We start from the raw sequence: 21,348 nt of genomic DNA, 5'->3' as shown, positions 1-21,348 counted from the left end.
CGTATAATATTTACTTACTTTGCAATTTTTATTAGTTTTTTTTAAAGGACTTCTAATTTAATAAAGGGGGGTATTTAATTATGAAACACGAAATTGTTGAGATTCCGTCAGTAGTGGTGAACAAAAAAAAGACGAAGAAAGGCACGAGGGTAAAATCATTCCTTTATAATTTCCGCAAAAATCAGATGGCCGTTGTAGGAGTTGGAATTGTCTTTACTTTCATTCTCATTGCCCTGTTTGCCGAGGTGCTTACACCTTATGATCCTTACGAACTAGATTTAAAAAAAAACCTACAATCTCCTTCTTTTGACCATTGGCTAGGTACGGATGATAAAGGCCGTGATGTACTCAGCAGACTCATTACTGGAACAAGGATTACCCTTATGGTTGGTTTTGCTTCACTTGTTTTTGGTGCATCTATCGGAACAGCCCTTGGATTGATTGCAGGATATGTAGGTCGGTGGGTTGACACATTGATTATGAGATTAACCGATATCCTTCTGGCCTTTCCAGGGATTCTCCTTGCTCTTGCAGTTGTCAGCGCGCTTGGACCTAGTCTTATTAATGTAACAATTGCTGTTGGGATCTTCCAAATTCCCGTGTTCATCTCAATTGTACGAGGTAGTGTCTTATCGGTTAAAAATTCAGAGTACATTGAAGCAATTAAAACGGCGGGGGCTGGACATTTACGAATTATTTTCAAACATATTTTCCCAAATATTCTTTCTCCTATCATTGTTCAAACCACTCTAAATCTAGCAAGTGTTATTCTTTCAACTGCAGGTTTGTCCTTCCTCGGACTGGGTGCTCAACCACCTTCTCCAGAGTGGGGTGCGATGTTAAGCAATGCACGTGCTTACTTTTTCACTGCACCCTATTTGTTTATCTTTCCAGGACTTGCTGTTTCTTTACTTGTCCTCGGCTTTAATTTATTTGGTGATGGACTACGTGATGCCCTTGATCCTCGATTGAAAAGTAGTTGAAAGGTATGGCATTTCAAGAAGTTAAAAATAAGGAGGAAACTTTATGCTTACCTATATTGCTAGACGTATCGTTCAGACAATCCCGATTATTCTCGGAGTCATTTTTATCATTTTTTTCATCATGCATCTGGTTCCAGGTGATCCTGCCACAATGATGGCAGGGGAAAGTGCTTCTCCTGAAGTGGTTGAACGAGTTCGAGAAGACCTAGGTTTAAACGACCCATTCCTTGTTCAGTATTTCCGTTATGTTAGCAATGTGGTGCACGGAGATTTAGGTGAGTCCTATCGTTCAAACCGGTCTGTTACCGAAGAAATCATGGCTCGGCTGCCGACCACGATTGTATTATCCTTAGCTGCAACCTTTGTCACCATTGTATTAGGGATGATTGCAGGTATCATTTCTGCAACGAAACAGAATTCTTGGTCTGATCGGATATTAATGGTGGTTTCTCTGCTTGGGGTTTCTTTTCCAAGTTTTTGGATGGGCATGGTGTTCGTTTATGTTTTCTCTGTAAAACTAGGGATCTTCCCAACTTCTGGATGGGGATCGATCAGTCAAATGGTGCTCCCTTCTATCGCCCTTGGTTTAATGGGTGCAGCTATAGTAGCGAGAATGACGCGCTCCAGTATGCTTGATGTCATTCGGCAAGACTACATCCGCACTGCGAAAGCAAAAGGGCTAAAAAAGGTGATTGTCGTATACAAGCATGCACTTAAAAATGCGCTTATTCCGATTATAACTGTAACAGGACTTCAGTTTGGATCATTGCTAAGTGGTGCTGTCATTATTGAGTCAGTCTTTGCGATTAATGGACTAGGACGTATGGTTGTCGATGCGATTAAAATGCGCGATATTCCCGTCGTCCAAGGAGGTGTCCTTGTTGCTTCCCTTCTTTTTGTGTTCGTTAACTTAGTTGTTGATATTTTATATAGGAAGTTTAATAAGCGGATAGATGCTGTGTAAGGATTTGCATAAAAAAAGGAGTGGTGAACAAATGGATAATGAAAAAATACTTGAAATTCAAAATCTAAAAACCTTCTTTAGGACGGAACGAGGCATTAGTAAATCAGTTGACGGTGTTACCTTTACCGTTCACAAAGGAGAGACAGTCGGTTTAGTTGGTGAATCTGGAAGCGGAAAAAGCGTGACCTCTATGTCTGTTATGCGTCTTTTAGATGATACTCCAGGAATGATGATGGAAGGAGAAATTTGGTTTAAGGGCAAAGATTTAACCAAGCTAAGCGAACAAGAAATGGAACAGATAAGGGGAAATTATATTTCTATGATTTTTCAGGAACCTATGACTTCCTTAAATCCTGTCTATTCCATTGGTGAACAAATTGCTGAGGTTTTCCGCACACATCATAGGATAGGTAGGAAAGAGTCCTGGGAGAAGGCAGTTGAAATGCTAAAAATGGTCGGAATCCCATCTCCAGAAAAACGGGCGAAACAAGAACCTCACGAATTAAGCGGTGGGATGCGCCAACGGGTGATGATCGCAATGTCCCTTGCTTGTCAGCCAGAATTACTAATTGCTGATGAGCCCACAACGGCTCTCGATGTAACCATTCAAGCGCAAATTCTCGATTTAATAAAAAAACTACAAACAGAGATGGAGATGAGCATGCTTTTAATCACCCATGACATCGGTGTCATTGCTAATACATGTGACCGAGTGGCAGTCATGTACGCTGGGAAAATTGTTGAAACCCTTGAGGTGGACGATCTTTTTGAAAATGCTAAGCATCCCTATACTATAGGCCTACTAAAATCAATTCCTCATTTAGAACTGGAGACTGAGGTACTTGAAACGATTGAAGGGAATATCCCCAGTCCATATGATATGCCAGATGGCTGTGCATTTGCTCTTAGATGTAATCATGCTTCAGACATTTGTTATCAAAAAGCACCCAATTTCAAGCATTTTTCGGATGGCCATTCTGTTCGCTGTTGGATGTTTGAGGAGAACTGGACCGACACAGGGTCCATAATAAAGGAGGGCGTGTAAGTTGGAAACATTACTGAATGTAGAAAATTTAAAGCAATACTACCCAATTAAAGGAGGAGTGATGGGCAGAACGGTAAACTATGTAAAGGCGGTTGACGATATTAGCTTCTCCATCATGGAAGGGGAAACGCTAAGCATTGTCGGAGAATCTGGATGTGGCAAATCAACAATTGGGCGCTCGATCCTCCGCTTAGTCGAAGCAAAGAGCGGTAAGATTGAATTTTTAGGAAAGGATCTCTTGAAGATAAACTCTGCGGAATTGCGGAAGATGCGGAAAAATCTCCAGATAATATTCCAGGATCCATTCGCTTCGTTAAATCCTCGACAAAAGATTGGCAAGATCTTAGAGGAAGTTATGATTATTCAAGGAATTAAGGATACAAAGGAAAGAGTCATCAAGCTCCTTGAAAGTGTCGGTCTCAACGAACAAGCAAAGGATCGCTATCCTCATGAATTTAGCGGTGGACAAAGACAGCGCATTGGGATTGCCCGTGCACTAGCGGTTCAACCTCGTTTAATTATTTGCGATGAAGCAGTTTCTGCCCTGGATGTTTCGGTTCAAGCTCAAGTATTAAATCTATTAAAATCTCTTCAAAAAAAGCATAAGCTTACGTATCTATTCATCTCACATGACCTCGGTGTGGTAAAGCACATCTCGGATCGTGTAATGGTCATGTATTTAGGAAAAATCGTTGAAATTGGTGATAAAGAATCTATTTTTAAAAATCCAAAGCACCCATACACGAAAGCCCTTCTATCTGCTGTCCCTTCTCTCTCTTCAAAAAACATGACAGAGAGAGTTGTCCTAGAAGGAGACCTCCCTTCACCCATTGACCCGCCAGACGGATGTCGTTTTCATACGCGCTGCCCTTTTGCAACAGAAAAATGCCAGAGTACAGAACCCGAACTTAAACAAACAACCACATCCCATCAGGTTGCTTGTCACCTTGTATAAAAGGAGAATGATTTTATATGAAAACTAAGGTGAAATCTCATTATGTAATTGGATATGATGGCAAGAAACATCAATTACTTGAAAATGCAGAAGTTGTGTTTGAAAAAGATACGATTCTTTATGTAGGTCCTTTCTATAATGAAGAGGTTGACCAAACTTTAGATATGGGAGAAGCCATTGTGTGTCCTGGATTTATTGACTTGAATGCACTAGGAGATATTGATCATGATTCCATACACCTCGAGCAACGAAAGGACCGGGCTGCAAACATGCTTTGGTCAAAAAAATATTTTGATCGAGGACCAAAGGAATTTTTATCAAAAGAGGAGGAGGCTTTTAAATCGTTATATGCATACACTCAGCTTATTTTAAACGGAATTACAACGGCTATGCCTATTACTTCTGTATTATATAAGCGTTGGGCTGAAACTTATGAAGAGCTTGTGGCCGCGGCAGATCATGCCAAAAGTCTTGGTTTACGTGTATATCTCGGGCCTAGCTACCAAGCAGGAATGCGAGTAGTACATGAGACTGGGGATATTTCGGTCATATACGACGAGGACGCAGGATTGGCTGGTCTTGAGCGTGCTGTCAAGTTTGTTCAGACATTTGATGGAGCTGCGGATGGGCTTATTCGCGGAATGCTGGCTCCCGAACGAATCGAAACGCAAACTCAAGAAGTCCTTCGGCAAACGAAAGCATTTAGCCGCGAGCTAGGCTGTCCAGTACGTTTACACGCTGCTCAAGGGAAGTTTGAGTATAATTATATTACTACTCAGATGGGTAAAACGCCGATTCGTTACTTATATGAGCTTGGATTTTTAGATAAAAATACGGCGATTCCCCATGGGATTTTCACCTCGGAATTTACAGGTGATGTGAATGTGTATGGTTCAGATTTGGCTCTTTTACAAGAGACAAAAACCACGATTATTCACTGTCCGCTGATTATGGGCAGGCATGGAGGTGCTCTTGATTCCTTTGCATCCTATAAAGAACGAGGCATTCCGCTGGCAATCGGTACAGACACCTTTCCGCCAGATATGTTTATAAACATCCGGACCGCATCAATGGTTTCTCGATTGAGATATGGCGAAGTGTATCACTCGAAGTTTAGTGATATTTTCCACGCAGCGACGATTGGCAGCGCTGAATTCCTTGGGCGATCAGATCTTGGTCGCCTTGCTCCCGGAGCGAAGGCTGATCTGATCGCCGTTGACCTTTCCGGCTTTCATTTCGGCCCCATTGATGACCCTTTCATTACCATGTGTATGTCAGCAACTGGGAGAGATATCGTCTTATCTATTATTAATGGGCAAATCGTGATGAAGAATCGCTTGTTGCCGGGGATCGATCTAGACGAACTAAAAATAAAAGGCCAAAGCTATTTTAATAAACTTAAAACCAGTTATGTCGAGAGAGATTATGAAGAACTCGGCGCAGATCAATTGTTTACTAAAGGGTTATAGATGTCTCATTTTTGCACTTTACTCCGCTGGGGTATGGTGCTTTTCCATTTTAATACCTCTAATGTGAATTATTCATACCTTCATCTTAAAACTCTATAAATTATCTATCATCAACATTCTTGTTATTTTTAGCGCATTGTTTTACACTGAGTCCATTCCGATACATGGAGGTTTATTCTTGAATCTAATACTTAACCAGTTGAACAAAATAACTTACAAACAAATCGTGATGTACGTACAAATAGCTCTTTGTTTTGTAGCCTCTGTTATTTTTGTGAATAACAATTACTCATTCTATGAACGCCCGATAGCGAAGGTCATCGAGACCAAACTAGGAGATACCACCAAAGTAAATGACATACATAATAATAAAGATCAACTCTTCACACAACAAGTGGTAGCCGTATTAAAAAATGGAAAGAAAAAGGGAGAGCTGATCCATTTAACCAACCAATATTCCACTTCAGGAGCTTATGACCAAGAATATCAGGTTGGAAATGAACTGTTTGTTTGGATCGATACGAATACCAATGAAGATGGAGTATTAACGGGAAGCATAAAAAATGTAAAACGCGATAAATACGTGCTGATCGTAGCATGGATTTTTATCTTTACTTTGCTTATTGTTGGAAAAAAGCAAGGGTTGTTTTCAATTGTCAGCTTAGCAGTCAATGCCATTATCCTCTCATATGCCTTAGATATGTATGTAAAAACATCAGTCATCAGCTTGTTAGTCGCTTGCTGTATCAGTGCGATTTTATTTACTGCCATCTCTTTATTACTCGTTAATGGTTTTAATGAAAAAACCTATGCAGCAGTAATAGCCACCCTTGTAACAACCTTTGTTTCTCTATTCATAGCTTATCTAGTCCTGTGGCTAACTTCTGAAGAAGGCCTTCGTTACGAAGAAATGCAGTTTCTAACTCGTCCTCCTCAAACGGTATTTATGGCGGGAATATTAGTTGGATCTCTAGGTGCTGTAATGGATGTAGCCATTACTATGTCTTCTTCTATCTTTGGGTTGTACGAAAAAAATAACCATATATCAATAAAAGCGCTTAAAGCTTCTGGAATGGAAATCGGAAAAGATGTGATGGGAACGATGACCAATATATTGTTCTTCGCGTATATAAGTGGATCTATCCCGATGCTCATTTTGTATATGAAAAATGGTTCTCCACTAGGATACACCCTTTCCATGAATCTTTCCCTAGAATTAGCTAGGGCCCTTGCTGGTGGGATTGGAATTGTATTAACGATTCCGATCGGTCTATATATTTCTATCTTTTTTGTAAACCGAAAGAGGGCAAAATCATGAATGCTTTATTCTGTCTAGCAGCGATTTTATTTATTCTAATGGTAGTGATAGGAGGAAAAAAAGGAGCAAAGTCTTTTATTGCTTTATTTTTAAACTTTGCTGTCCTTCTTTTGACCATCCTTATCATGACTGATCCAAGTGCAAACCCAATTATTCTTACCTTAATTGCCTGTACAATCATTAGTTGTATTAATCTCTTTTTTATCAATGATGTAAATAATAAAACCATCACTGCTTTTGTTTCTACCATTATCACCTTGGCTATTTTGCTATTTTTCATTGTGATTGTTACTGAAAAATCAATGATTCAAGGATTTGGAGAAGAAGAAACGGAAGAACTTAGCATGTTCTCTTTGTATTTAGGAGTCGACTTTGTAAAGATTGGGGCGGCCATGATCATTATGAGTACGATAGGAGCCATTATCGATGTGGCCATTTCCATTGCTTCTCCTATGCGTGAGCTCTACAATCATAATCAGCAGGTGAGTAGGATGGATTTATTCTCATTCGGAATCAGCATTGGTAGAGATATACTCGGAACCAATACAAACACATTATTTTTCGCCTTCTTTGGCGGATACTTGGCCATGCTAATTTGGTTTAAAGACCTATCTTACTCACTAGGAGACATTGTCAACTCAAAAATATTCAGTTCTGAAATGATCAACATCCTTTGTGCCGGAATAGGAGTAGCCTTAATTATACCGATTACCTCTTGGATCACTGCTTACTATTTGGATAAAACAAGAGAAAAGTCTCAATAAAAAAGGAGCTTTATGTGTACATAGTGAACACACAAAGCTCCTTTTTCATTACGCTCTTATAACAAGAACGCTTTTACTAGAAAAAATATTCATATTTTACTAATAATCCATTCTTATTCCGTGCTTTTTCTAATCACTAATTCAGAACCAAGGTATAATGTTTTAACAATTTTGCGCTTTTCTACCACTCTTTCAAGCAATAACTGTACGGCATTTTTACATAACTCCATTAAGTCAATATGAAAAGTCGTAAGAGGTGGAGAAACATACTTTGCAATACTAATATTATTTATGCTAATGAGATTGACTCGTCCTGGTATTGCAATTCCATACTCATTTAAGGCCTGTAAACAACCAACCGCTATCGGATCTGCCGCTATGTAAAAAGCAGTAGGTAATTCATCTCCCAATGTATCAATGGCATTCTTCATAAGGTTATACCCGTTATCCACGGAAAAGCCTCTCCGGCAGAATACATAACGATCATTCAAATGACCCTTCTCATCCATATAGGCACGAAATGTTCTTTCTCGAATATCCATTTCTTCAAGCCCTGTATTAGGATTATGATACGTTCCTCCGATGAAGCCGATCCTGCTATGCCCCTTGTCAATAAAGAAATCCACTGCTCTTTTTGTCATTTCAGAAAGGTCAGGTCTAACGGAATCATAGTGAACTGCGTCTGGTGTCGTATCAATGAAAACACCATTTGGGGTAATGCTTCTGAGACGATTTAATTCTTTCTCTGTAAAAGAACCCACTGCTATAAAACCCTTGATAGTATCAGGGATTTTGGCTATTCCATCTGCGATTTTGTACGTGGTAAGCTCCACATTAGTCTTTTTTGCCCACTTTTCTATTTCAAGCCTCATCGTTTTAAAGTAAACATCTTCAAGCTCTTCTTGATCTGTCAGCCAATACAAAAAGGCGATATTATTTACTAACTGCCGAACCGTTTTTCTTCTATAATTAAGCTTCTCAGCTACGTCATATATTTTCTCACGTGTTTCATCTGGTACAGAAAGGCTCTCATCATTATTCAACACACGGGAAACAGTTGAAATCGAAAAACCCGCCTGTTCTGCAATATCTTTAATTGTTGCCATTGTCAATTACCTCCAATTATCCATACCCATATTATACGATTCAACCTCCACCCTAACAAGTAAATTTTTTTACTAGTTAGGAGGAAAAAATTTTATTTGTGATTTTACATTTTGAATTCACCCTACAAAAGTGTACACCTAACAAACTTCTCGTGCATAACATGCCTAGAAGTCTATGTTAAAATAACAGAGGTGAAAAAGATTTATGGTTTCATATATGGATTATACATCACCAACAACTCAGTTTACTTTTGATATCAATAAAAGTCCCTTGTTCATTAAAGATAATAAAAACTATATTAATATATTAAGTATAAAACAGTTGAATACACTTGAAAATGTATCTCTCTTAGATATTTTCCTCAGTACGAATAATGTTGTAGAACCGCACTATCACCAAAATGCAGCCGAACTTGTATACTGTATTTCTGGTTCTGCTACTGTATCAATTCTAAATCCATTTACAAAACAAATACTGAATTACACCATTACACCTGGACAAGTGGCAAATGTTCCACAGGGATGGTGGCATTATGAAATAGCTTTAGTTGACAACACCCATCTTTTGGCTATTTTTAATGCACCGACTCCAGAAGTTATTTTAGGTTCTGATATTTTGAAATTTACCCCTGCAAAAATCATGTCGCATACCTATTGTGTTGACGAAAATCAGTGGAAACAAGCCATTTCAGCAGTTAAACCATCCACATATATAGGTCCATACAAGGATTGTAATAGATCAACGGATCATAGCCATTATCAACATATAAATCAACTTCATGAACAATCCCGATATATTCGGCAATATCCACAGCCACTATACGGTCACCATTATCAGCAATATTCGGGTTAATAGATGTAAATTAATGCAATTCTAGACATGTGAAACCATGATTTTTCATTTTAAAAATAAAAATAGGCCCATTCACATTGAATAGGCCTCTTTAACTATTATTTTTGTTTATAATATGTGATTGCCAATGCAAATGCTAAGACCGTTCCCTTTACAATGTCCATTGCGTAGTAAGGGACAGACATCATCACAAGGCCGTTTGCTAAAATCCCGATCAACACAGCACCTACGAAGGTTCCGAATGCATTTGGCTTACCGGCACCTAAAACGGAAAAACCGATAAAAGCAGCTGCTACAGAATCCATTAAGTAAGGGGCACCTGAGTTGATTTCAGATGTCATAACCCGTGAAGCTAAGACAATTCCTCCAATCGCGGCAAAAAGCGCCGATAGCAGGTAGGCTGCAACTTTGTATTTATTTACCGGTATTCCTGATAGTCTTGCTGCTTCTTTATTTCCCCCGATCACATACATGTATCTTCCGTGTTTCGTGTACGTTAAAAAGATATGAACCACTACAACGACAACGACCATGATCAAAATAATCCACGGTACCTGGCCGATTTTCGAAAAAAACGGACTAATCAGACCTTCTGCCATGGTTCCATCAGGCAACACCATGTTTTGTGAAACAGTCGCTCCCTTTGTATAGGTCAATGCCGTTCCTTGAATAATGAACATGGTTGCAAGCGTCATTAACATATCAGGAATCCGCATTTTTACAATCATAATGGAATTCAATATCCCTACAATTAATGCAGCAGCAATTGCCGAGATAATGGCTACAAAGGTATTTTGTGAAAACCAGACAAACATGGAAATAACGATTGCATTTGATAAGGAGGCCACCGATCCAACGGAAAGATCGAAGCCATCAACCGTTAAACTGATGGTAATTCCGATTGCAATGATGGTTACAATTGAAATGGAACGCAGAATATTTACAATATTATTTCCCTGGATAAAGGCTGGATTGGCCAATGAAAATATGATAATGAGTGCAATGATCGTAATAATCGTTCCATATTTATAAAAAAACTGGAAAAGATCAAATGACGTTTTTACCGGGGTCTGTTTCTTTGCTGTTATGTTTGTCTCCATCTTACCTACCCCCTGTTGAATAGAATAATAGTTCTTCTTCATTTGTTGAGTTTGTTTCTAGTTCCTTCACTGACTTTCCATCATAAAGAACATAAACCCGATTCGTAATTCCCATGATCTCAGAAGCTTCAGATGATGCATAAATAATGGCCTTTCCACGGCTTGCAAGCTCAGCAATTAGGTTAAAAATATCCTTTTTTGCGCCAACGTCTACACCTTTAGTTGGCTCATCAAAAATATAGACATCAGCCTCGGCTACCAGCCACTTTCCAATGGCAACCTTTTGTTGATTACCACCAGAAAGATTTTGAACCTTTGTTTCTTCTGACGGTGTCTTTATTCCCAGACGGTTGATCATTGCTTTTGCAACTAACTTTTCTTTTTTACGATCCAAGAAATTAAATTCCTTTGAAAAACGTCGTAAATTCGCTACAGTTAAATTTGATTCAACCGATTCATATACAAGAATACCTTCTTTTCGGCGCTCTTCAGGGACCAAGGCAAGTCCATTCTTAACCGCTTCATATGGATTTTTAACGCTAACCCTTTTTCCGTTCACCTTGACTTCTCCTGCTATTAATTCGCCTTCAGCCCCGAACAGGGCTTTACAGAACTCGGTCTTACCGGCACCTACAAGCCCGGCGATTCCCACAATCTCTCCTGCTCTGACATTCATGCTGAAATCTTTAATCTTATCTCTAACTGTAAGTCCTTTTACTTCAAGGAATGTGTCTCCAATGGTCATGAATTTATCAGGAAACTGTTCACCGAGTTTTTGACCAAGCATATGCTCCACTACTTTGTTTTGGGTGGTATCCGAAATTCTCTGTCTCTCGACTACTTCCCCATTTCTCATAATCGTAATGTCATCACAAATCTCAAAAATCTCTGGTAGTCGGTGCGATATAAAAATAATTCCAACATCACGTCTCTTTAATTCTTTTACTATACGAAATAATTCATTTGTTTCTGTATGACTAAGAGGTGCTGTCGGCTCATCCAAAATGAGAAATTTACATTCTTTCGACACTGCTCTAGCGATCAAAACCATTTGTTTTTCTGCCAATGTCAATTCACTTACTAGTTTTTTAGTAGGAAGAGTCAAATTCATTTCTACTAGGATGGCGGCCGCTTTCGAATGCAGGCTTTTCCAATTGACCCATTGCTTCTTTCCCATGTTATGGACCGTATCCATTAACATGATATTTTCAGCAACCGTTAAGTTGGGGATCAGAGCTGTATCCACTTCCTGATATACAATTTGAATTCCAGAATCCATGGCACTTTTTGGAGAACGAATGGTCATAGGTTGTCCATTCATTGTGATTTCACCAGTATAGTGGCCATATGCCCCTGCAAGAACCTTCATCAACGTTGATTTCCCAGCACCATTGGCTCCGATTAAGGCATGAGTTCTCCCGCTTTCAACTGAAAAATCCACCTCATTTAATGCTTTAACACCCGGAAATTCAATTGAGACATTCTTCATCTTTAAAGTGGTCATGATGTCACTGTCCTTTCAAAGAAACACTCTCTTTTTCTTTTTAAAAAGAGAGTGTCTATCTACAAGTCCCTTACTTCTTATAATGTTCCTTTAGTGTCTTCATCCAGTCTTCCTCAAATTCTGATGATTGGCCCCATCCTTCAATGATTTCAGTTAGATTGACCATATTAACAGGATCTTTTGATTTTTGAAGGTCTTCTTGAGAGATTAGTGAAGCTTCCAAATCATACGTTTGTGGTGTTTCCTCTCCTGCTAATTTCTTTGCGAGTATTCTCATATTTACTGAACCTATCAACTTAGGATCAACAGCTGCGGTATATCTCCAAGCACTGCCTTCTCTTTGAATTTCCTGCAAATCAGCATTTGAAACATCGATTCCATAGATTTTCACTTCTTCTCTGCCAGCTTCTTTTAACGCACGAGCTGCACCGATAGCAAAAGCATCCCATGTTGCAAAAATCGCATCAAGTTCACCCTTAGGGTATTTATTTAACATTGCGGCAACGGCATTTTGGGTTTGAACACTAGTGTCAGCTGCTGCTACCCCAAAGCGCTCCACTTCTTTTATTCCAGGATTATTTGCTAAAACCTCTTCATAAACCTTATTTCGTCTAACCATAGGTGGGAATCCGTCCACCCATAGGTAAGCAATATTGGCTTCACCTTTTGTTTCTTTTACTAATTGGTCCAATGATAGAGTAGCTAATGCTTCATCATCCTGTGATACTAGAGTGACACCATCAACACTAGTTAAATTTGCATTCGAGTCAAATGCGACTACACTCTTTCCTGCGTCAACAATTTTCTGTATGTCATTCACGGTAGCATCATCGTCACCGTGAGAAATAATAAATCCATCATAATCTTGAGTTAACGCTTGGTTAAGCGCATCATGAAATTTCGCTGTATCTCCATTTGCAGTAAATACATCCACTTGGAATCCTAATGCTTCACCTTCTTGTTTTGCACCAGCTAAGAATTGAGCTGTGTGATCGTCTCCACCAATTTTACGAATAACTTTGATTTTCGGTTGGTCCCCATTTGCAAAGCGGTCAGGTACACCTTCAATCGGTGTGTTCGATCCTGTTGCTTCCTTTGTTTCTCCCCCTGTTGCACAGCCTGTAAGCAAAAGTGTTGCAGCGATCGCTGATACAAATGCACTTCTTAAAAAGTTCTTCTTCATGATTCTTTCTCCCCTTTTTGTTTTTTGTCTTCTTACCAACGTTGCTCTTAGGAGAGTTTTTATAAAATATAAAAAACCTCTCCAGAAAAGAGAGGTTTCATCACAAAATAAGGACTACTCCTCTCTTATCTCTCAAAACAATTTCTTGTTTTGCAGGATTTAGCACCAATTCCATATGGAACGGTTGCTGGGCGTCATCGGGCCAGTCCCTCTGCCACTCTTGATAAGAGAACGTATTTTATTCATTTACTTTAATAAAGTATAAAACTTAATTTAATATTCTATTAACAAAATGTCAATAGTATTTTCTAAATATTATTAATAGGTGTATTTTTCCAAAGATAGCTACAATAGATTCTTCGTATGTATTAAGCCCATCAAAAGGTCCACTTTACTCTAATAAAGATTATCACCGTCTCCGACAAATTGGTGAACTTTAGCGGAATTGAAAGCTATAATTAACACAAACATAATTAGGTGAATTCGTTATGATGTGATACACTTTATCTACCATTTGATTTACTTGCTTACATTGTGCCCCACTCACTCAGTGAGTGGGGATCCTTGTATATAAAAAGAAAAAAACAGACTCTAAAAAGAGCCTGCTTAGTTTGTTTTTATTATTAAGCTTTACGCACGTTAGCTGCTTGAGCTCCACGTTGACCTTGCTCAACGTCAAAAGTAACTGCTTGACCTTCGTCTAAAGATTTAAAACCTTCGCCTTGGATAGCTGAGAAATGAACGAATACGTCTTCTCCGGCTTCACGCTCAATAAATCCGAAACCTTTTTCTGCGTTAAACCATTTTACTTTACCTTGTTCCATTTTGTTTCCTCCTGCTGTGTGCTTTACACACAATGTGTTACTATCCTTGGACTCAGTGATCATCAAGACGAAAAGTTAATCTTATACTATCCTTTACACCGAACAAAAATAATTCTTCTAAAGTTTAACATTTTTTATAAGTATTTGCAAGAACATATCCTCAGTATCCTGCAGGTTACGAGAAAAGCAAACTAAAAAACCTAAATACGTCTAAATAGGAATGTCTATAAAAGGCATTTATACATCAAAACGATTTTTAACATCTTACATACTTGCGTTTGAAACCAAGCTTCCCTCTATCCATTTCTTTTTGAATACTTTCGTATGCGTTTAGTAAACTGCTTTTTTTATTGTCCCGTTTAACTTCTACGATTCCTATTTCCTTTGAGGTCTCAACCGCCTTTTCATGTTGCGGCAAATAGGAAATCCCTACGGTGTATACAAAATTATTCATAGCGGATTTAGTTCGTTCTGGCGAATTATGAATCGTATTTTTTATCATATCAAGCATATTGGAAATCTTACTTTCGGAAAATTCCTTGTCTTTGCGATTTCCTAAAAGCCAGCAGTAGCAACTCCACCCAGCTGACATTCTCAACTCGTCACCACTTGCAATCCATTTATCCGCCACTTCTTGTGCAATATCTGACTCTGATAAAGTGACTGCCACCACGTAATCAGACAGCATATAAAAATACGCTCCGTCCATCCAACGATCAAAATCAGATTCAGTCATAGCTTTCGGGTCTGCAATAATGCCTGCAAAGTACATTGCATCGTAGTTACCTGTGGCATATAGCTCATCAGCTAGTTCTTGATTTATTTTTATTTTCTTTGCAATTGGTTTCATAGCACCTGTAGCCACGCCAAACAGGGGCTCGTGTGCACCATTGGAAATATACATTTTTTTCGTTCGTTCCTTACCAAGAGCTTCAAGTTCCTGCATCACTGTTTCAAAATCCATAGCTATGTACGTCCTTCCTTTATTTTCATCCATTTCATTATAACCATTACCTGCAGCTAAAAATAAACATTAATTAATATGATCTTATCGTATATTTTTGTGCGAGCCGTCACAGGAGGGCATTTTTTGAGATAGTCCACAAGTGCAATCCTTTAAGCCCTTTCCACTGAAAATTTTCTCCATACAATTTTCAATCCTTGACACTCGAGTTTTTGATTGTTTGGGTTGAGAAAAATAAAGAATGTATGCTCTTTGTCGTCCCGGTGTCAATGCCTCAAATGCAGTTTTCAAGTCTGGTGTTTCTTCGAATTTATTTTGAAGTTCTTCAGGAATGATGAATTCTGTATGCTTTTTTAAATCCACTTCCAAACCCGCTTTTTCAACTTCAATAGCTGCATGGATATACGCTTTCAAAACGGGTTCTAGTTCCACTATTTCTTGAAGACTGGTGAACCGAATCTGGCGCGCTGCCTGTACATTCTCGGTTTGTTGGACAAGAATTCCATGGGGATCTTTTAATAAGGAACCTTTGTGAAACAGAAGCGCACAATATTCTTTAAATCCATGAATTAATACGACATTTTTGTTATTAAACGTGTAACAAGGATGCATCCATTTAAATTCTTCGGTCAGATCACAGTCAAGAACAATATGTCTCAACCTCTCAGATTCTTCCTTCCATTTTTTAGTCTTACTTAAATAATCATCAACCTTAGGATTCAGTTTACCAATTGCCATGTTGTTCTCTCCCTATATAAAAATTAGTTTCACAATGGAAGATTTAGTTGCCATGATACCCCAAAGCGATCATTTAGCCAACCAAACCTTTGACTAAAACCATAATCACCAATTGGCATAAGTGCTTGTCCACCCTCGATCAGTTTGTGATAAACGTTGTTTATTTCTTCTTCAGTATCACATGTAACAAAAATTGAGAAGGATGGAGTAAATGTAAACTGATGCTTTAAATTACTATCTATACACATAAATTCTTGCCCTTTTAAAGAAAAAGTAGCCTGCATTACCGTTCCTTCATCTCCAGATTCATTCGCTCCATAGCGAACAATACTTGTAATTTCTGATTCCTCAATAATAGATATGTAATAATTCATAGCTTCTTCTGCTTTGCCATCTTGAAACATTAAGAATGGTGTAACTTTTCCCATTAAGTTCAGCTCCTCAAATTAGAAATATTAATATTTCTCTACAGCCAAGTTTGATTAATTATTATTCTTAAGGCAAAAAAATGATGATACCTGAAAGATATCATCATTTTAATTATCTGGGAAGGTTTTAATGACTTTAACTTGTGTTCCTGGATAATAGTGCCCTAAAATATCTTTGTAGGATTTTCCCTTCTCTGCCATTTCGTTTGCACCCCATTGACTCATACCAACTCCATGACCATGACCTTTGCCACTTACTTTGTAAGAAGTTGGATTCATTTCAAACGAACTTACTAAATAACTTCTAAAATGACCTCCACCTATCATTGGTCGAATTTTTTTTAATTCAACATGATCCAATGAGACTTTTTCAAAAATAATGGTTCCATCAATCAACCTTCTCATAAATTCGATTTGAATCGAGCCTATCATCGACCTTTGTGATTCGTTTTTAACCTTATCGATAGCAAAAAAAGGAATACTTAAAATTTTTATGTCACCTTCATATCCATTTCTATTAAGCCATTTTTTAATAGATACGCTAATTTTTCCATCTTTCTCCTTTAATTCATTCCAACCCTTCGATCTGATTTCATCCAAATCTATTTGTGTTTTATGTAATGTAAACTCCCAAGGTTGAACGGGGTCATATGGATCTTGTTTGACTGGGAAATACGGACTTGCATTGCCACCCCATACATTTTTATTACTTTCCGTTATTCCACCATTACTCGCAGAATAAAAAGCACTTATAGGTTTTTCTTGAAAAGTAATGATTTCTCCTTTCGTATCATTTACAGCTCTTTTTGTTTTATTGAATTGATTATACCCTCCGTAGACTTGATATTGAATGGTGTCGTCTAGTTTGGGAGTCTTATGGGTGATGGTATAAGTACGAGCAGCTAACGTTTGTGCTTTTAAGGCCTCTATATTCCATTCGGGAAACACTTCAAATGGAACAACACCCTGTAAGTAATCCTCTAATAGTATTTGATTAACTGGTCTAATGTTTTTTCCTTCTATATTAAATTCTACCGCACCCATATAAGGCCTGCCATTAATGTAGATTAGATGCTTTTCATCATAAGAATCAGGATATAAAATGAACGGGCTAGCTATTTCCGTTGTTGACTCACCACAAGTGAGAAACATTTCCCCACCCTTAAATGATAGTGTATATTCAACCCCTTCCGTTATCATCAATGCTGGATCTAATGTTGAATAAGCTCCTTTTATGTGAAATGGTAATTTAGAGGTGTCTCCGATATAATTTCTTAATTTCACTGAAATCATCTCTTCGGCTTGCACTTCATTAGGTAACATTAGTAAAAAAACTGTGAAAATCATTAGAATTAAAGTTTTCATACTCATATTATTTATAATGTGTAAACTGATTATTCCTGAAGCTCCATTCTACAAAGGGATGCTTTTATAATTCTTTTTGATTAACATTTAGTTCAACTAAATTACCATCTGGATCAGCACAGAAAATTTGTGCAAAACCACTTTTTCCGTATGGTTTTTCAAGGAGTTCCACTTTATTCTGTTTTAACCACGTAAGTGTGTCATAGTAGTTCTCGACTCTCAGGGCAAAGTGACCTTCTCTGCTGGATAAGCTTTTATCCTGCCGAATCGTCTGTGAAAAAGGATCGACGATCAAGTGGAGTTGCTGTCCCTCTATTTCAAACCATGCACCTGAAAAATCAAAGTCTGGCCGTGGTATTTCTTTTAAACATAAAACTTTCCCATAGAAATCTTTTGCTCTTTCCAAATCTGAAACAGTAAGACTTACATGATGTAGACTTTTATATTTAATCAAAACATTCACCTCTTTCTATTCAACTGAATTATTTTTATCTTACTCAACAAACCCCCTTTATGGAAGTGAGTCCAAACCATCCACCCACCTGCTATTCTTCAAGGTTTGCTGAAAAGTCATAAAGTAAATATTTTATTTAAAGATAAAAAAAACACAAAAAAAAAACGCTCAATAAGCGTTTTTTACTTTGTTATATTACGCGCCTTAGAGGATTCGAACCTCTGACCGTACGCTTAGAAGGCGTATGCTCTATCCAGCTGAGCTAAAGGCGCATATATAGACTGGCGGAGAAGGAGGGATTTGAACCCTCGCGCCGGTTACCCGACCTACACCCTTAGCAGGGGCGCCTCTTCAGCCTCTTGAGTACTTCCCCATAGACATAAAAATGGCTCCGCAGGTAGGACTCGAACCTACGACCGATCGGTTAACAGCCGATTGCTCTACCACTGAGCTACTGCGGAACATTGAAATATTATTCTGCTATCGTAAAAAATCTGGTGGGCCTAAATGGACTCGAACCATCGACCTCACGCTTATCAGGCGTGCGCTCTAACCAGCTGAGCTATAGGCCCCTTATTTGGAGCGGGTGATGAGAATCGAACTCACGACATCAGCTTGGAAGGCTGAGGTTTTACCATTAAACTACACCCGCAAATATTAAATTGGAGGCAACACCCGGATTTGAACCGGGGATAAAGGTTTTGCAGACCTCTGCCTTACCACTTGGCTATGCTGCCATGACTGGGCTAGCTGGATTCGAACCAACGCATGACGGAGTCAAAGTCCGTTGCCTTACCGCTTGGCTATAGCCCATTGATTAAACTTCATGTAATTCTTCCCCGAATTCTCTGCAAGAATCCGCACACCAAGAGGATATTTTGGAAATTTCACTTCAGGAAATTTATGAAATATCGTCGACTACAAGGTATAAAAGAAATACAAATTTTATTAAGATGGGGCGACTGATGGGAATCGAACCCACGAATGTCGGAACCACAATCCGATGCGTTAACCACTTCGCCACAACCGCCATGATGGTGGAGGGGGACGGATTCGAACCGCCGAACCCAAGGGAGCGGATTTACAGTCCGCCGCGTTTAGCCACTTCGCTACCCCTCCAGATTGGAATTAAATGTGCAATAAAATTAATGGTGGCTCAGGACGGAATCGAACCGCCGACACAAGGATTTTCAGTCCTTTGCTCTACCGACTGAGCTACTGAGCCATATTTACTTAAAATGGCGGTCCCGACCGGGATCGAACCGGCGATCTCCTGCGTGACAGGCAGGCATGTTAACCGCTACACCACGGGACCAAAGTCTTTTCAAGTTCCCTTGAAGCAACTTAATTGCGGGGACAGGATTTGAACCTGCGACCTTCGGGTTATGAGCCCGACGAGCTACCAGACTGCTCCACCCCGCGACAATATTATTTTAAAAAAATGGAGGAGGTAGAGGGATTCGAACCCCCGCGCGGTTTGACCCGCCTGTCGGTTTTCAAGACCGATCCCTTCAGCCAGACTTGGGTATACCTCCGTATCTTTGGTAGCGGCGGAGGGGATCGAACCCCCGACCTCACGGGTATGAACCGTACGCTCTAGCCAGCTGAGCTACACCGCCAAAAAAATTATTGAAGATTATTTTCACTACACTACGATCTGTAAAAAATATTGGTGGAGCCTAGCGGGATCGAACCGCTGACCTCCTGCGTGCAAGGCAGGCGCTCTCCCAGCTGAGCTAAGGCCCCATAATAAAGTTAGATGGTCGGGAAGACAGGATTCGAACCTGCGACCCCTTGGTCCCAAACCAAGTGCTCTACCAAGCTGAGCTACTCCCCGATTATAACTAATTTGGCGCGCCCGAAAGGAGTCGAACCCATAACCTTCTGATCCGTAGTCAGACGCTCTATCCAATTGAGCTACGGGCGCATGTATTATAATGTTAATTATATTAGTGTGTTAAGGACAGCTATTTTGCTTTACAATCTATGGAAGGATATTTTACTTCGTAAAAATCCTTGGTGCCGAGGACCGGAATCGAACCGGTACGGTAGTCACCTACCGCAGGATTTTAAGTCCTGTGCGTCTGCCAGTTCCGCCACCCCGGCAAAAGAAGTTCTTGGAGCGGAAGACGGGATTCGAACCCGCGACCCCAACCTTGGCAAGGTTGTATTCTACCACTGAACTACTTCCGCATATGGTAAGTTATTTTGCTAACGCAAAAAACTTTGGTGCGGGTGAAGGGAGTCGAACCCCCACGCCTTGCGGCGCTAGATCCTAAGTCTAGTGCGTCTGCCAATTCCGCCACACCCGCATAATAATAGCCTACATTATTTAAGAAAAATGGTGAGCCATGAAGGACTCGAACCTTCGACCCTCTGATTAAAAGTCAGATGCTCTACCGACTGAGCTAATGGCTCGGTATAAAGTGGTGCCGGTGAGAGGACTTGAACCCCCAACCTACTGATTACAAGTCAGTTGCTCTACCAATTGAGCTACGCCGGCTTATTAAGAGTGTAAATTTACTTAGTTTAGTTCTCCAGAAAGTCATCCCGATCTCAGGAAGCCTGTCCAAGTAGCAGCTCGATCGGTATGCTGATGCATTTCGAAGAAGCTTAATCGTTCGTGCTCTACCAATTGAGCTACGCCGGCTTATTAGGAAGACTATTTTTCAGTTTTGTGAAAAATAGTCTTGATGGAGGATGACGGGATCGAACCGCCGACCCCCTGCTTGTAAGGCAGGTGCTCTCCCAGCTGAGCTAATCCTCCGAAATGAAATGTTTTTTTCACAAAGTGAAAAAACTTGGTGACCCCTACGGGATTCGAACCCGTGTTACCGCCGTGAAAGGGCGGTGTCTTAACCGCTTGACCAAGGGGCCGAACTATATATTTTAGACAAAATAATAGTCCCAATAGGGACAAGCCTGGCGACGTCCTACTCTCACAGAGGGAAACCCTCAACTACCATTGGCGCTGAAAAGCTTAACTTCCGTGTTCGGTATGGGAACGGGTGTGACCTTTTCGCTATCGCCACCAGACTTTTTAATTTTGAAGGTTGTTCCTTCAAAACTAGATAAAGTGTCAAAGTCAAAAGAATGAGTATCTACTTCGCGGAAAACGAGCTCCAACGGCTAGGGACTCGGGGTCATAAGCTAAAGCCCTTCAGAGGTCAGGACCTCTTACGGTCTTCATCTTATGCCTGTCGTCCCTGACCAAGCCGTTTCCGCATCTTGGTTAAGTCCTCGATCGATTAGTATCAGTCAGCTCCACACGTCACCGCGCTTCCACCTCTGACCTATCAACCTGATCATCTTTCAGGGATCTTACTAGCTT

18 protein-coding genes, 24 tRNA genes, 2 rRNA genes and 1 riboswitch are annotated in these 21,348 nt (G+C 39.6%); of the genes, 8 read left to right on the top strand and 36 right to left on the bottom strand.

What is annotated here, in order from left to right; all coding sequences use genetic code 11:
• Window positions 1–80 precede the first annotated feature (80 nt).
• From nikC to ACQ5H4_RS21780, 7 genes are all read left to right on the top strand, one after another.
• A complete protein-coding gene (nikC, locus tag ACQ5H4_RS21810) occupies window positions 81–983 on the top strand; it encodes a nickel transporter permease (RefSeq protein ID WP_430776989.1) in 903 nt (300 codons plus the stop codon).
• A 43-nt stretch (window positions 984–1,026) separates the two neighbouring features.
• On the top strand, window positions 1,027–1,947 hold the full coding sequence (nikB, locus tag ACQ5H4_RS21805; protein ID WP_430776988.1) for a nickel ABC transporter permease: 921 nt from the start codon (window positions 1,027–1,029) through the stop codon (window positions 1,945–1,947).
• 31 nt (window positions 1,948–1,978) lie between these two features.
• Entirely contained in the window at window positions 1,979–2,992 is a 1,014-nt protein-coding gene (locus tag ACQ5H4_RS21800) for an ABC transporter ATP-binding protein (protein ID WP_430776987.1), read from the top strand.
• A 1-nt stretch (window position 2,993) separates the two neighbouring features.
• Entirely contained in the window at window positions 2,994–3,947 is a 954-nt protein-coding gene (locus ACQ5H4_RS21795; protein WP_430776986.1) for an ABC transporter ATP-binding protein, read from the top strand.
• Between the two features lie 17 nt (window positions 3,948–3,964).
• Window positions 3,965–5,416 (top strand): chlorohydrolase family protein, encoded by a 1,452-nt coding sequence (locus ACQ5H4_RS21790; protein ID WP_430776985.1) that lies wholly within the window; start codon window positions 3,965–3,967, stop codon window positions 5,414–5,416.
• Between the two features lie 178 nt (window positions 5,417–5,594).
• Window positions 5,595–6,734 carry a YibE/F family protein gene (locus tag ACQ5H4_RS21785; RefSeq protein ID WP_430776984.1) on the top strand — a complete coding sequence of 380 codons (1,140 nt, stop codon included), beginning with the start codon at window positions 5,595–5,597 and terminating at the stop codon, window positions 6,732–6,734.
• The gene (locus ACQ5H4_RS21780) at window positions 6,731–7,498 is read left to right on the top strand and encodes a YibE/F family protein (protein WP_430776983.1); all 768 of its coding nucleotides are present in this window, start codon (window positions 6,731–6,733) and stop codon (window positions 7,496–7,498) included. Before ACQ5H4_RS21785 ends, ACQ5H4_RS21780 begins: the two co-directional genes overlap by 4 nt.
• Window positions 7,499–7,611: 113 nt before the next feature.
• Here the strand turns inward: ACQ5H4_RS21780 and ganR are convergent, their stop codons facing one another.
• A complete protein-coding gene (ganR, locus tag ACQ5H4_RS21775; protein WP_430776982.1) occupies window positions 7,612–8,604 on the bottom strand; it encodes a galactan degradation operon transcriptional regulator GanR in 993 nt (330 codons plus the stop codon).
• A gap of 205 nt (window positions 8,605–8,809) precedes the next feature.
• Between ganR and ACQ5H4_RS21770 the strand changes: the two genes are divergently transcribed.
• Complete coding sequence (locus ACQ5H4_RS21770; protein WP_430776981.1) at window positions 8,810–9,457, top strand: cupin domain-containing protein; 648 nt, start codon at window positions 8,810–8,812, stop codon at window positions 9,455–9,457.
• A gap of 98 nt (window positions 9,458–9,555) precedes the next feature.
• On the opposite strand, the gene ACQ5H4_RS21765 is transcribed toward ACQ5H4_RS21770, so the two are convergent.
• From ACQ5H4_RS21765 to ACQ5H4_RS21595, 35 genes are all read right to left on the bottom strand, one after another.
• Window positions 9,556–10,557 (bottom strand): ABC transporter permease, encoded by a 1,002-nt coding sequence (locus ACQ5H4_RS21765; protein WP_430776980.1) that lies wholly within the window; start codon window positions 10,555–10,557, stop codon window positions 9,556–9,558.
• Window position 10,558: 1 nt separating this feature from the next.
• The gene (locus tag ACQ5H4_RS21760) at window positions 10,559–12,061 is read right to left on the bottom strand and encodes a sugar ABC transporter ATP-binding protein (RefSeq protein ID WP_430776979.1); all 1,503 of its coding nucleotides are present in this window, start codon (window positions 12,059–12,061) and stop codon (window positions 10,559–10,561) included.
• A gap of 70 nt (window positions 12,062–12,131) precedes the next feature.
• A complete protein-coding gene (locus ACQ5H4_RS21755) occupies window positions 12,132–13,244 on the bottom strand; it encodes a sugar ABC transporter substrate-binding protein (RefSeq protein WP_430776978.1) in 1,113 nt (370 codons plus the stop codon).
• A 122-nt stretch (window positions 13,245–13,366) separates the two neighbouring features.
• Window positions 13,367–13,474: riboswitch (SAM riboswitch) on the bottom strand.
• Between the two features lie 393 nt (window positions 13,475–13,867).
• Window positions 13,868–14,068 (bottom strand): cold-shock protein, encoded by a 201-nt coding sequence (locus tag ACQ5H4_RS21750; RefSeq protein ID WP_066052309.1) that lies wholly within the window; start codon window positions 14,066–14,068, stop codon window positions 13,868–13,870.
• Window positions 14,069–14,324: 256 nt separating this feature from the next.
• Window positions 14,325–15,032, bottom strand: coding sequence for a DNA alkylation repair protein (locus ACQ5H4_RS21745; protein WP_430776977.1), 708 nt, complete (start codon window positions 15,030–15,032; stop codon window positions 14,325–14,327).
• Window positions 15,033–15,116: 84 nt separating this feature from the next.
• Window positions 15,117–15,770 (bottom strand): YdeI/OmpD-associated family protein, encoded by a 654-nt coding sequence (locus ACQ5H4_RS21740; RefSeq protein WP_430776976.1) that lies wholly within the window; start codon window positions 15,768–15,770, stop codon window positions 15,117–15,119.
• A 29-nt stretch (window positions 15,771–15,799) separates the two neighbouring features.
• Window positions 15,800–16,198 carry a VOC family protein gene (locus tag ACQ5H4_RS21735; protein WP_430776975.1) on the bottom strand — a complete coding sequence of 133 codons (399 nt, stop codon included), beginning with the start codon at window positions 16,196–16,198 and terminating at the stop codon, window positions 15,800–15,802.
• Between the two features lie 108 nt (window positions 16,199–16,306).
• Window positions 16,307–17,491: a SpoIID/LytB domain-containing protein gene (locus ACQ5H4_RS21730; RefSeq protein WP_430777023.1), complete on the bottom strand. Its 1,185-nt coding sequence runs from the start codon at window positions 17,489–17,491 to the stop codon at window positions 16,307–16,309.
• 136 nt (window positions 17,492–17,627) lie between these two features.
• On the bottom strand, window positions 17,628–18,017 hold the full coding sequence (locus tag ACQ5H4_RS21725; RefSeq protein ID WP_430776974.1) for a VOC family protein: 390 nt from the start codon (window positions 18,015–18,017) through the stop codon (window positions 17,628–17,630).
• A 198-nt stretch (window positions 18,018–18,215) separates the two neighbouring features.
• A tRNA-Arg gene (locus ACQ5H4_RS21720) sits at window positions 18,216–18,289 on the bottom strand.
• 10 nt (window positions 18,290–18,299) lie between these two features.
• Window positions 18,300–18,390, bottom strand: a tRNA-Ser gene (locus ACQ5H4_RS21715).
• A 13-nt stretch (window positions 18,391–18,403) separates the two neighbouring features.
• A tRNA-Asn gene (locus ACQ5H4_RS21710) sits at window positions 18,404–18,478 on the bottom strand.
• 34 nt (window positions 18,479–18,512) lie between these two features.
• Window positions 18,513–18,589: transfer RNA gene (locus tag ACQ5H4_RS21705), tRNA-Ile, on the bottom strand.
• Between the two features lie 6 nt (window positions 18,590–18,595).
• Window positions 18,596–18,669, bottom strand: a tRNA-Gly gene (locus ACQ5H4_RS21700).
• 11 nt (window positions 18,670–18,680) lie between these two features.
• Window positions 18,681–18,754: transfer RNA gene (locus ACQ5H4_RS21695), tRNA-Cys, on the bottom strand.
• Between the two features lie 4 nt (window positions 18,755–18,758).
• Window positions 18,759–18,830, bottom strand: a tRNA-Gln gene (locus ACQ5H4_RS21690).
• Between the two features lie 141 nt (window positions 18,831–18,971).
• Window positions 18,972–19,047 (bottom strand) — tRNA-His (locus ACQ5H4_RS21685).
• A gap of 5 nt (window positions 19,048–19,052) precedes the next feature.
• Window positions 19,053–19,136, bottom strand: a tRNA-Tyr gene (locus tag ACQ5H4_RS21680).
• A gap of 30 nt (window positions 19,137–19,166) precedes the next feature.
• Window positions 19,167–19,242: transfer RNA gene (locus tag ACQ5H4_RS21675), tRNA-Phe, on the bottom strand.
• 14 nt (window positions 19,243–19,256) lie between these two features.
• Window positions 19,257–19,332 (bottom strand) — tRNA-Asp (locus ACQ5H4_RS21670).
• 33 nt (window positions 19,333–19,365) lie between these two features.
• A tRNA-Met gene (locus tag ACQ5H4_RS21665) sits at window positions 19,366–19,439 on the bottom strand.
• A gap of 20 nt (window positions 19,440–19,459) precedes the next feature.
• Window positions 19,460–19,552 (bottom strand) — tRNA-Ser (locus tag ACQ5H4_RS21660).
• Between the two features lie 7 nt (window positions 19,553–19,559).
• Window positions 19,560–19,636: transfer RNA gene (locus tag ACQ5H4_RS21655), tRNA-Met, on the bottom strand.
• Between the two features lie 51 nt (window positions 19,637–19,687).
• Window positions 19,688–19,763 (bottom strand) — tRNA-Ala (locus ACQ5H4_RS21650).
• Between the two features lie 14 nt (window positions 19,764–19,777).
• Window positions 19,778–19,854, bottom strand: a tRNA-Pro gene (locus ACQ5H4_RS21645).
• Between the two features lie 13 nt (window positions 19,855–19,867).
• Window positions 19,868–19,944, bottom strand: a tRNA-Arg gene (locus ACQ5H4_RS21640).
• Window positions 19,945–20,034: 90 nt separating this feature from the next.
• Window positions 20,035–20,123: transfer RNA gene (locus ACQ5H4_RS21635), tRNA-Leu, on the bottom strand.
• Between the two features lie 12 nt (window positions 20,124–20,135).
• Window positions 20,136–20,210 (bottom strand) — tRNA-Gly (locus ACQ5H4_RS21630).
• A gap of 34 nt (window positions 20,211–20,244) precedes the next feature.
• A tRNA-Leu gene (locus tag ACQ5H4_RS21625) sits at window positions 20,245–20,329 on the bottom strand.
• Window positions 20,330–20,359: 30 nt separating this feature from the next.
• A tRNA-Lys gene (locus tag ACQ5H4_RS21620) sits at window positions 20,360–20,435 on the bottom strand.
• Between the two features lie 9 nt (window positions 20,436–20,444).
• Window positions 20,445–20,520: transfer RNA gene (locus ACQ5H4_RS21615), tRNA-Thr, on the bottom strand.
• A 191-nt stretch (window positions 20,521–20,711) separates the two neighbouring features.
• Window positions 20,712–20,784, bottom strand: a tRNA-Val gene (locus tag ACQ5H4_RS21610).
• 35 nt (window positions 20,785–20,819) lie between these two features.
• Window positions 20,820–20,894 (bottom strand) — tRNA-Glu (locus ACQ5H4_RS21605).
• A 43-nt stretch (window positions 20,895–20,937) separates the two neighbouring features.
• Window positions 20,938–21,053: ribosomal RNA gene (gene rrf / locus ACQ5H4_RS21600) — 5S ribosomal RNA — on the bottom strand.
• 192 nt (window positions 21,054–21,245) lie between these two features.
• Window positions 21,246–21,348: ribosomal RNA gene (locus ACQ5H4_RS21595) — 23S ribosomal RNA — on the bottom strand; the annotation flags it as partial.

Origin of the sequence: Bacillus coreaensis (genome assembly GCF_050586445.1) — a bacterium.
GTDB lineage: Bacteria > Bacillota > Bacilli > Bacillales > Cytobacillaceae > Robertmurraya_A > Robertmurraya_A coreaensis.
The sequence above is the reverse complement of the archived record's forward strand: the minus strand, read 5'-3'. Positions and strand labels throughout refer to the sequence as shown.

What these genes read in the sequence shown, in the direction of transcription:
- nikC (WP_430776989.1), top strand. Translation starts at nt 81, where the DNA reads ATGAAACACGAAATTGTTGAGATTCCGTCAGTAGTGGTGAACAAAAAA.
- nikB (WP_430776988.1), top strand. Translation starts at nt 1,027, where the DNA reads ATGCTTACCTATATTGCTAGACGTATCGTTCAGACAATCCCGATTATT.
- ACQ5H4_RS21800 (WP_430776987.1), top strand. Translation starts at nt 1,979, where the DNA reads ATGGATAATGAAAAAATACTTGAAATTCAAAATCTAAAAACCTTCTTT.
- ACQ5H4_RS21790 (WP_430776985.1), top strand. Translation starts at nt 3,965, where the DNA reads ATGAAAACTAAGGTGAAATCTCATTATGTAATTGGATATGATGGCAAG.
- ACQ5H4_RS21780 (WP_430776983.1), top strand. Translation starts at nt 6,731, where the DNA reads ATGAATGCTTTATTCTGTCTAGCAGCGATTTTATTTATTCTAATGGTA.
- ganR (WP_430776982.1), bottom strand. Translation starts at nt 8,604, where the DNA reads ATGGCAACAATTAAAGATATTGCAGAACAGGCGGGTTTTTCGATTTCA.
- ACQ5H4_RS21770 (WP_430776981.1), top strand. Translation starts at nt 8,810, where the DNA reads ATGGTTTCATATATGGATTATACATCACCAACAACTCAGTTTACTTTT.
- ACQ5H4_RS21765 (WP_430776980.1), bottom strand. Translation starts at nt 10,557, where the DNA reads ATGGAGACAAACATAACAGCAAAGAAACAGACCCCGGTAAAAACGTCA.
- ACQ5H4_RS21760 (WP_430776979.1), bottom strand. Translation starts at nt 12,061, where the DNA reads ATGACCACTTTAAAGATGAAGAATGTCTCAATTGAATTTCCGGGTGTT.
- ACQ5H4_RS21755 (WP_430776978.1), bottom strand. Translation starts at nt 13,244, where the DNA reads ATGAAGAAGAACTTTTTAAGAAGTGCATTTGTATCAGCGATCGCTGCA.
- ACQ5H4_RS21750 (WP_066052309.1), bottom strand. Translation starts at nt 14,068, where the DNA reads ATGGAACAAGGTAAAGTAAAATGGTTTAACGCAGAAAAAGGTTTCGGA.
- ACQ5H4_RS21745 (WP_430776977.1), bottom strand. Translation starts at nt 15,032, where the DNA reads ATGGATTTTGAAACAGTGATGCAGGAACTTGAAGCTCTTGGTAAGGAA.
- ACQ5H4_RS21740 (WP_430776976.1), bottom strand. Translation starts at nt 15,770, where the DNA reads ATGGCAATTGGTAAACTGAATCCTAAGGTTGATGATTATTTAAGTAAG.
- ACQ5H4_RS21735 (WP_430776975.1), bottom strand. Translation starts at nt 16,198, where the DNA reads ATGGGAAAAGTTACACCATTCTTAATGTTTCAAGATGGCAAAGCAGAA.
- ACQ5H4_RS21730 (WP_430777023.1), bottom strand. Translation starts at nt 17,491, where the DNA reads ATGATTTCAGTGAAATTAAGAAATTATATCGGAGACACCTCTAAATTA.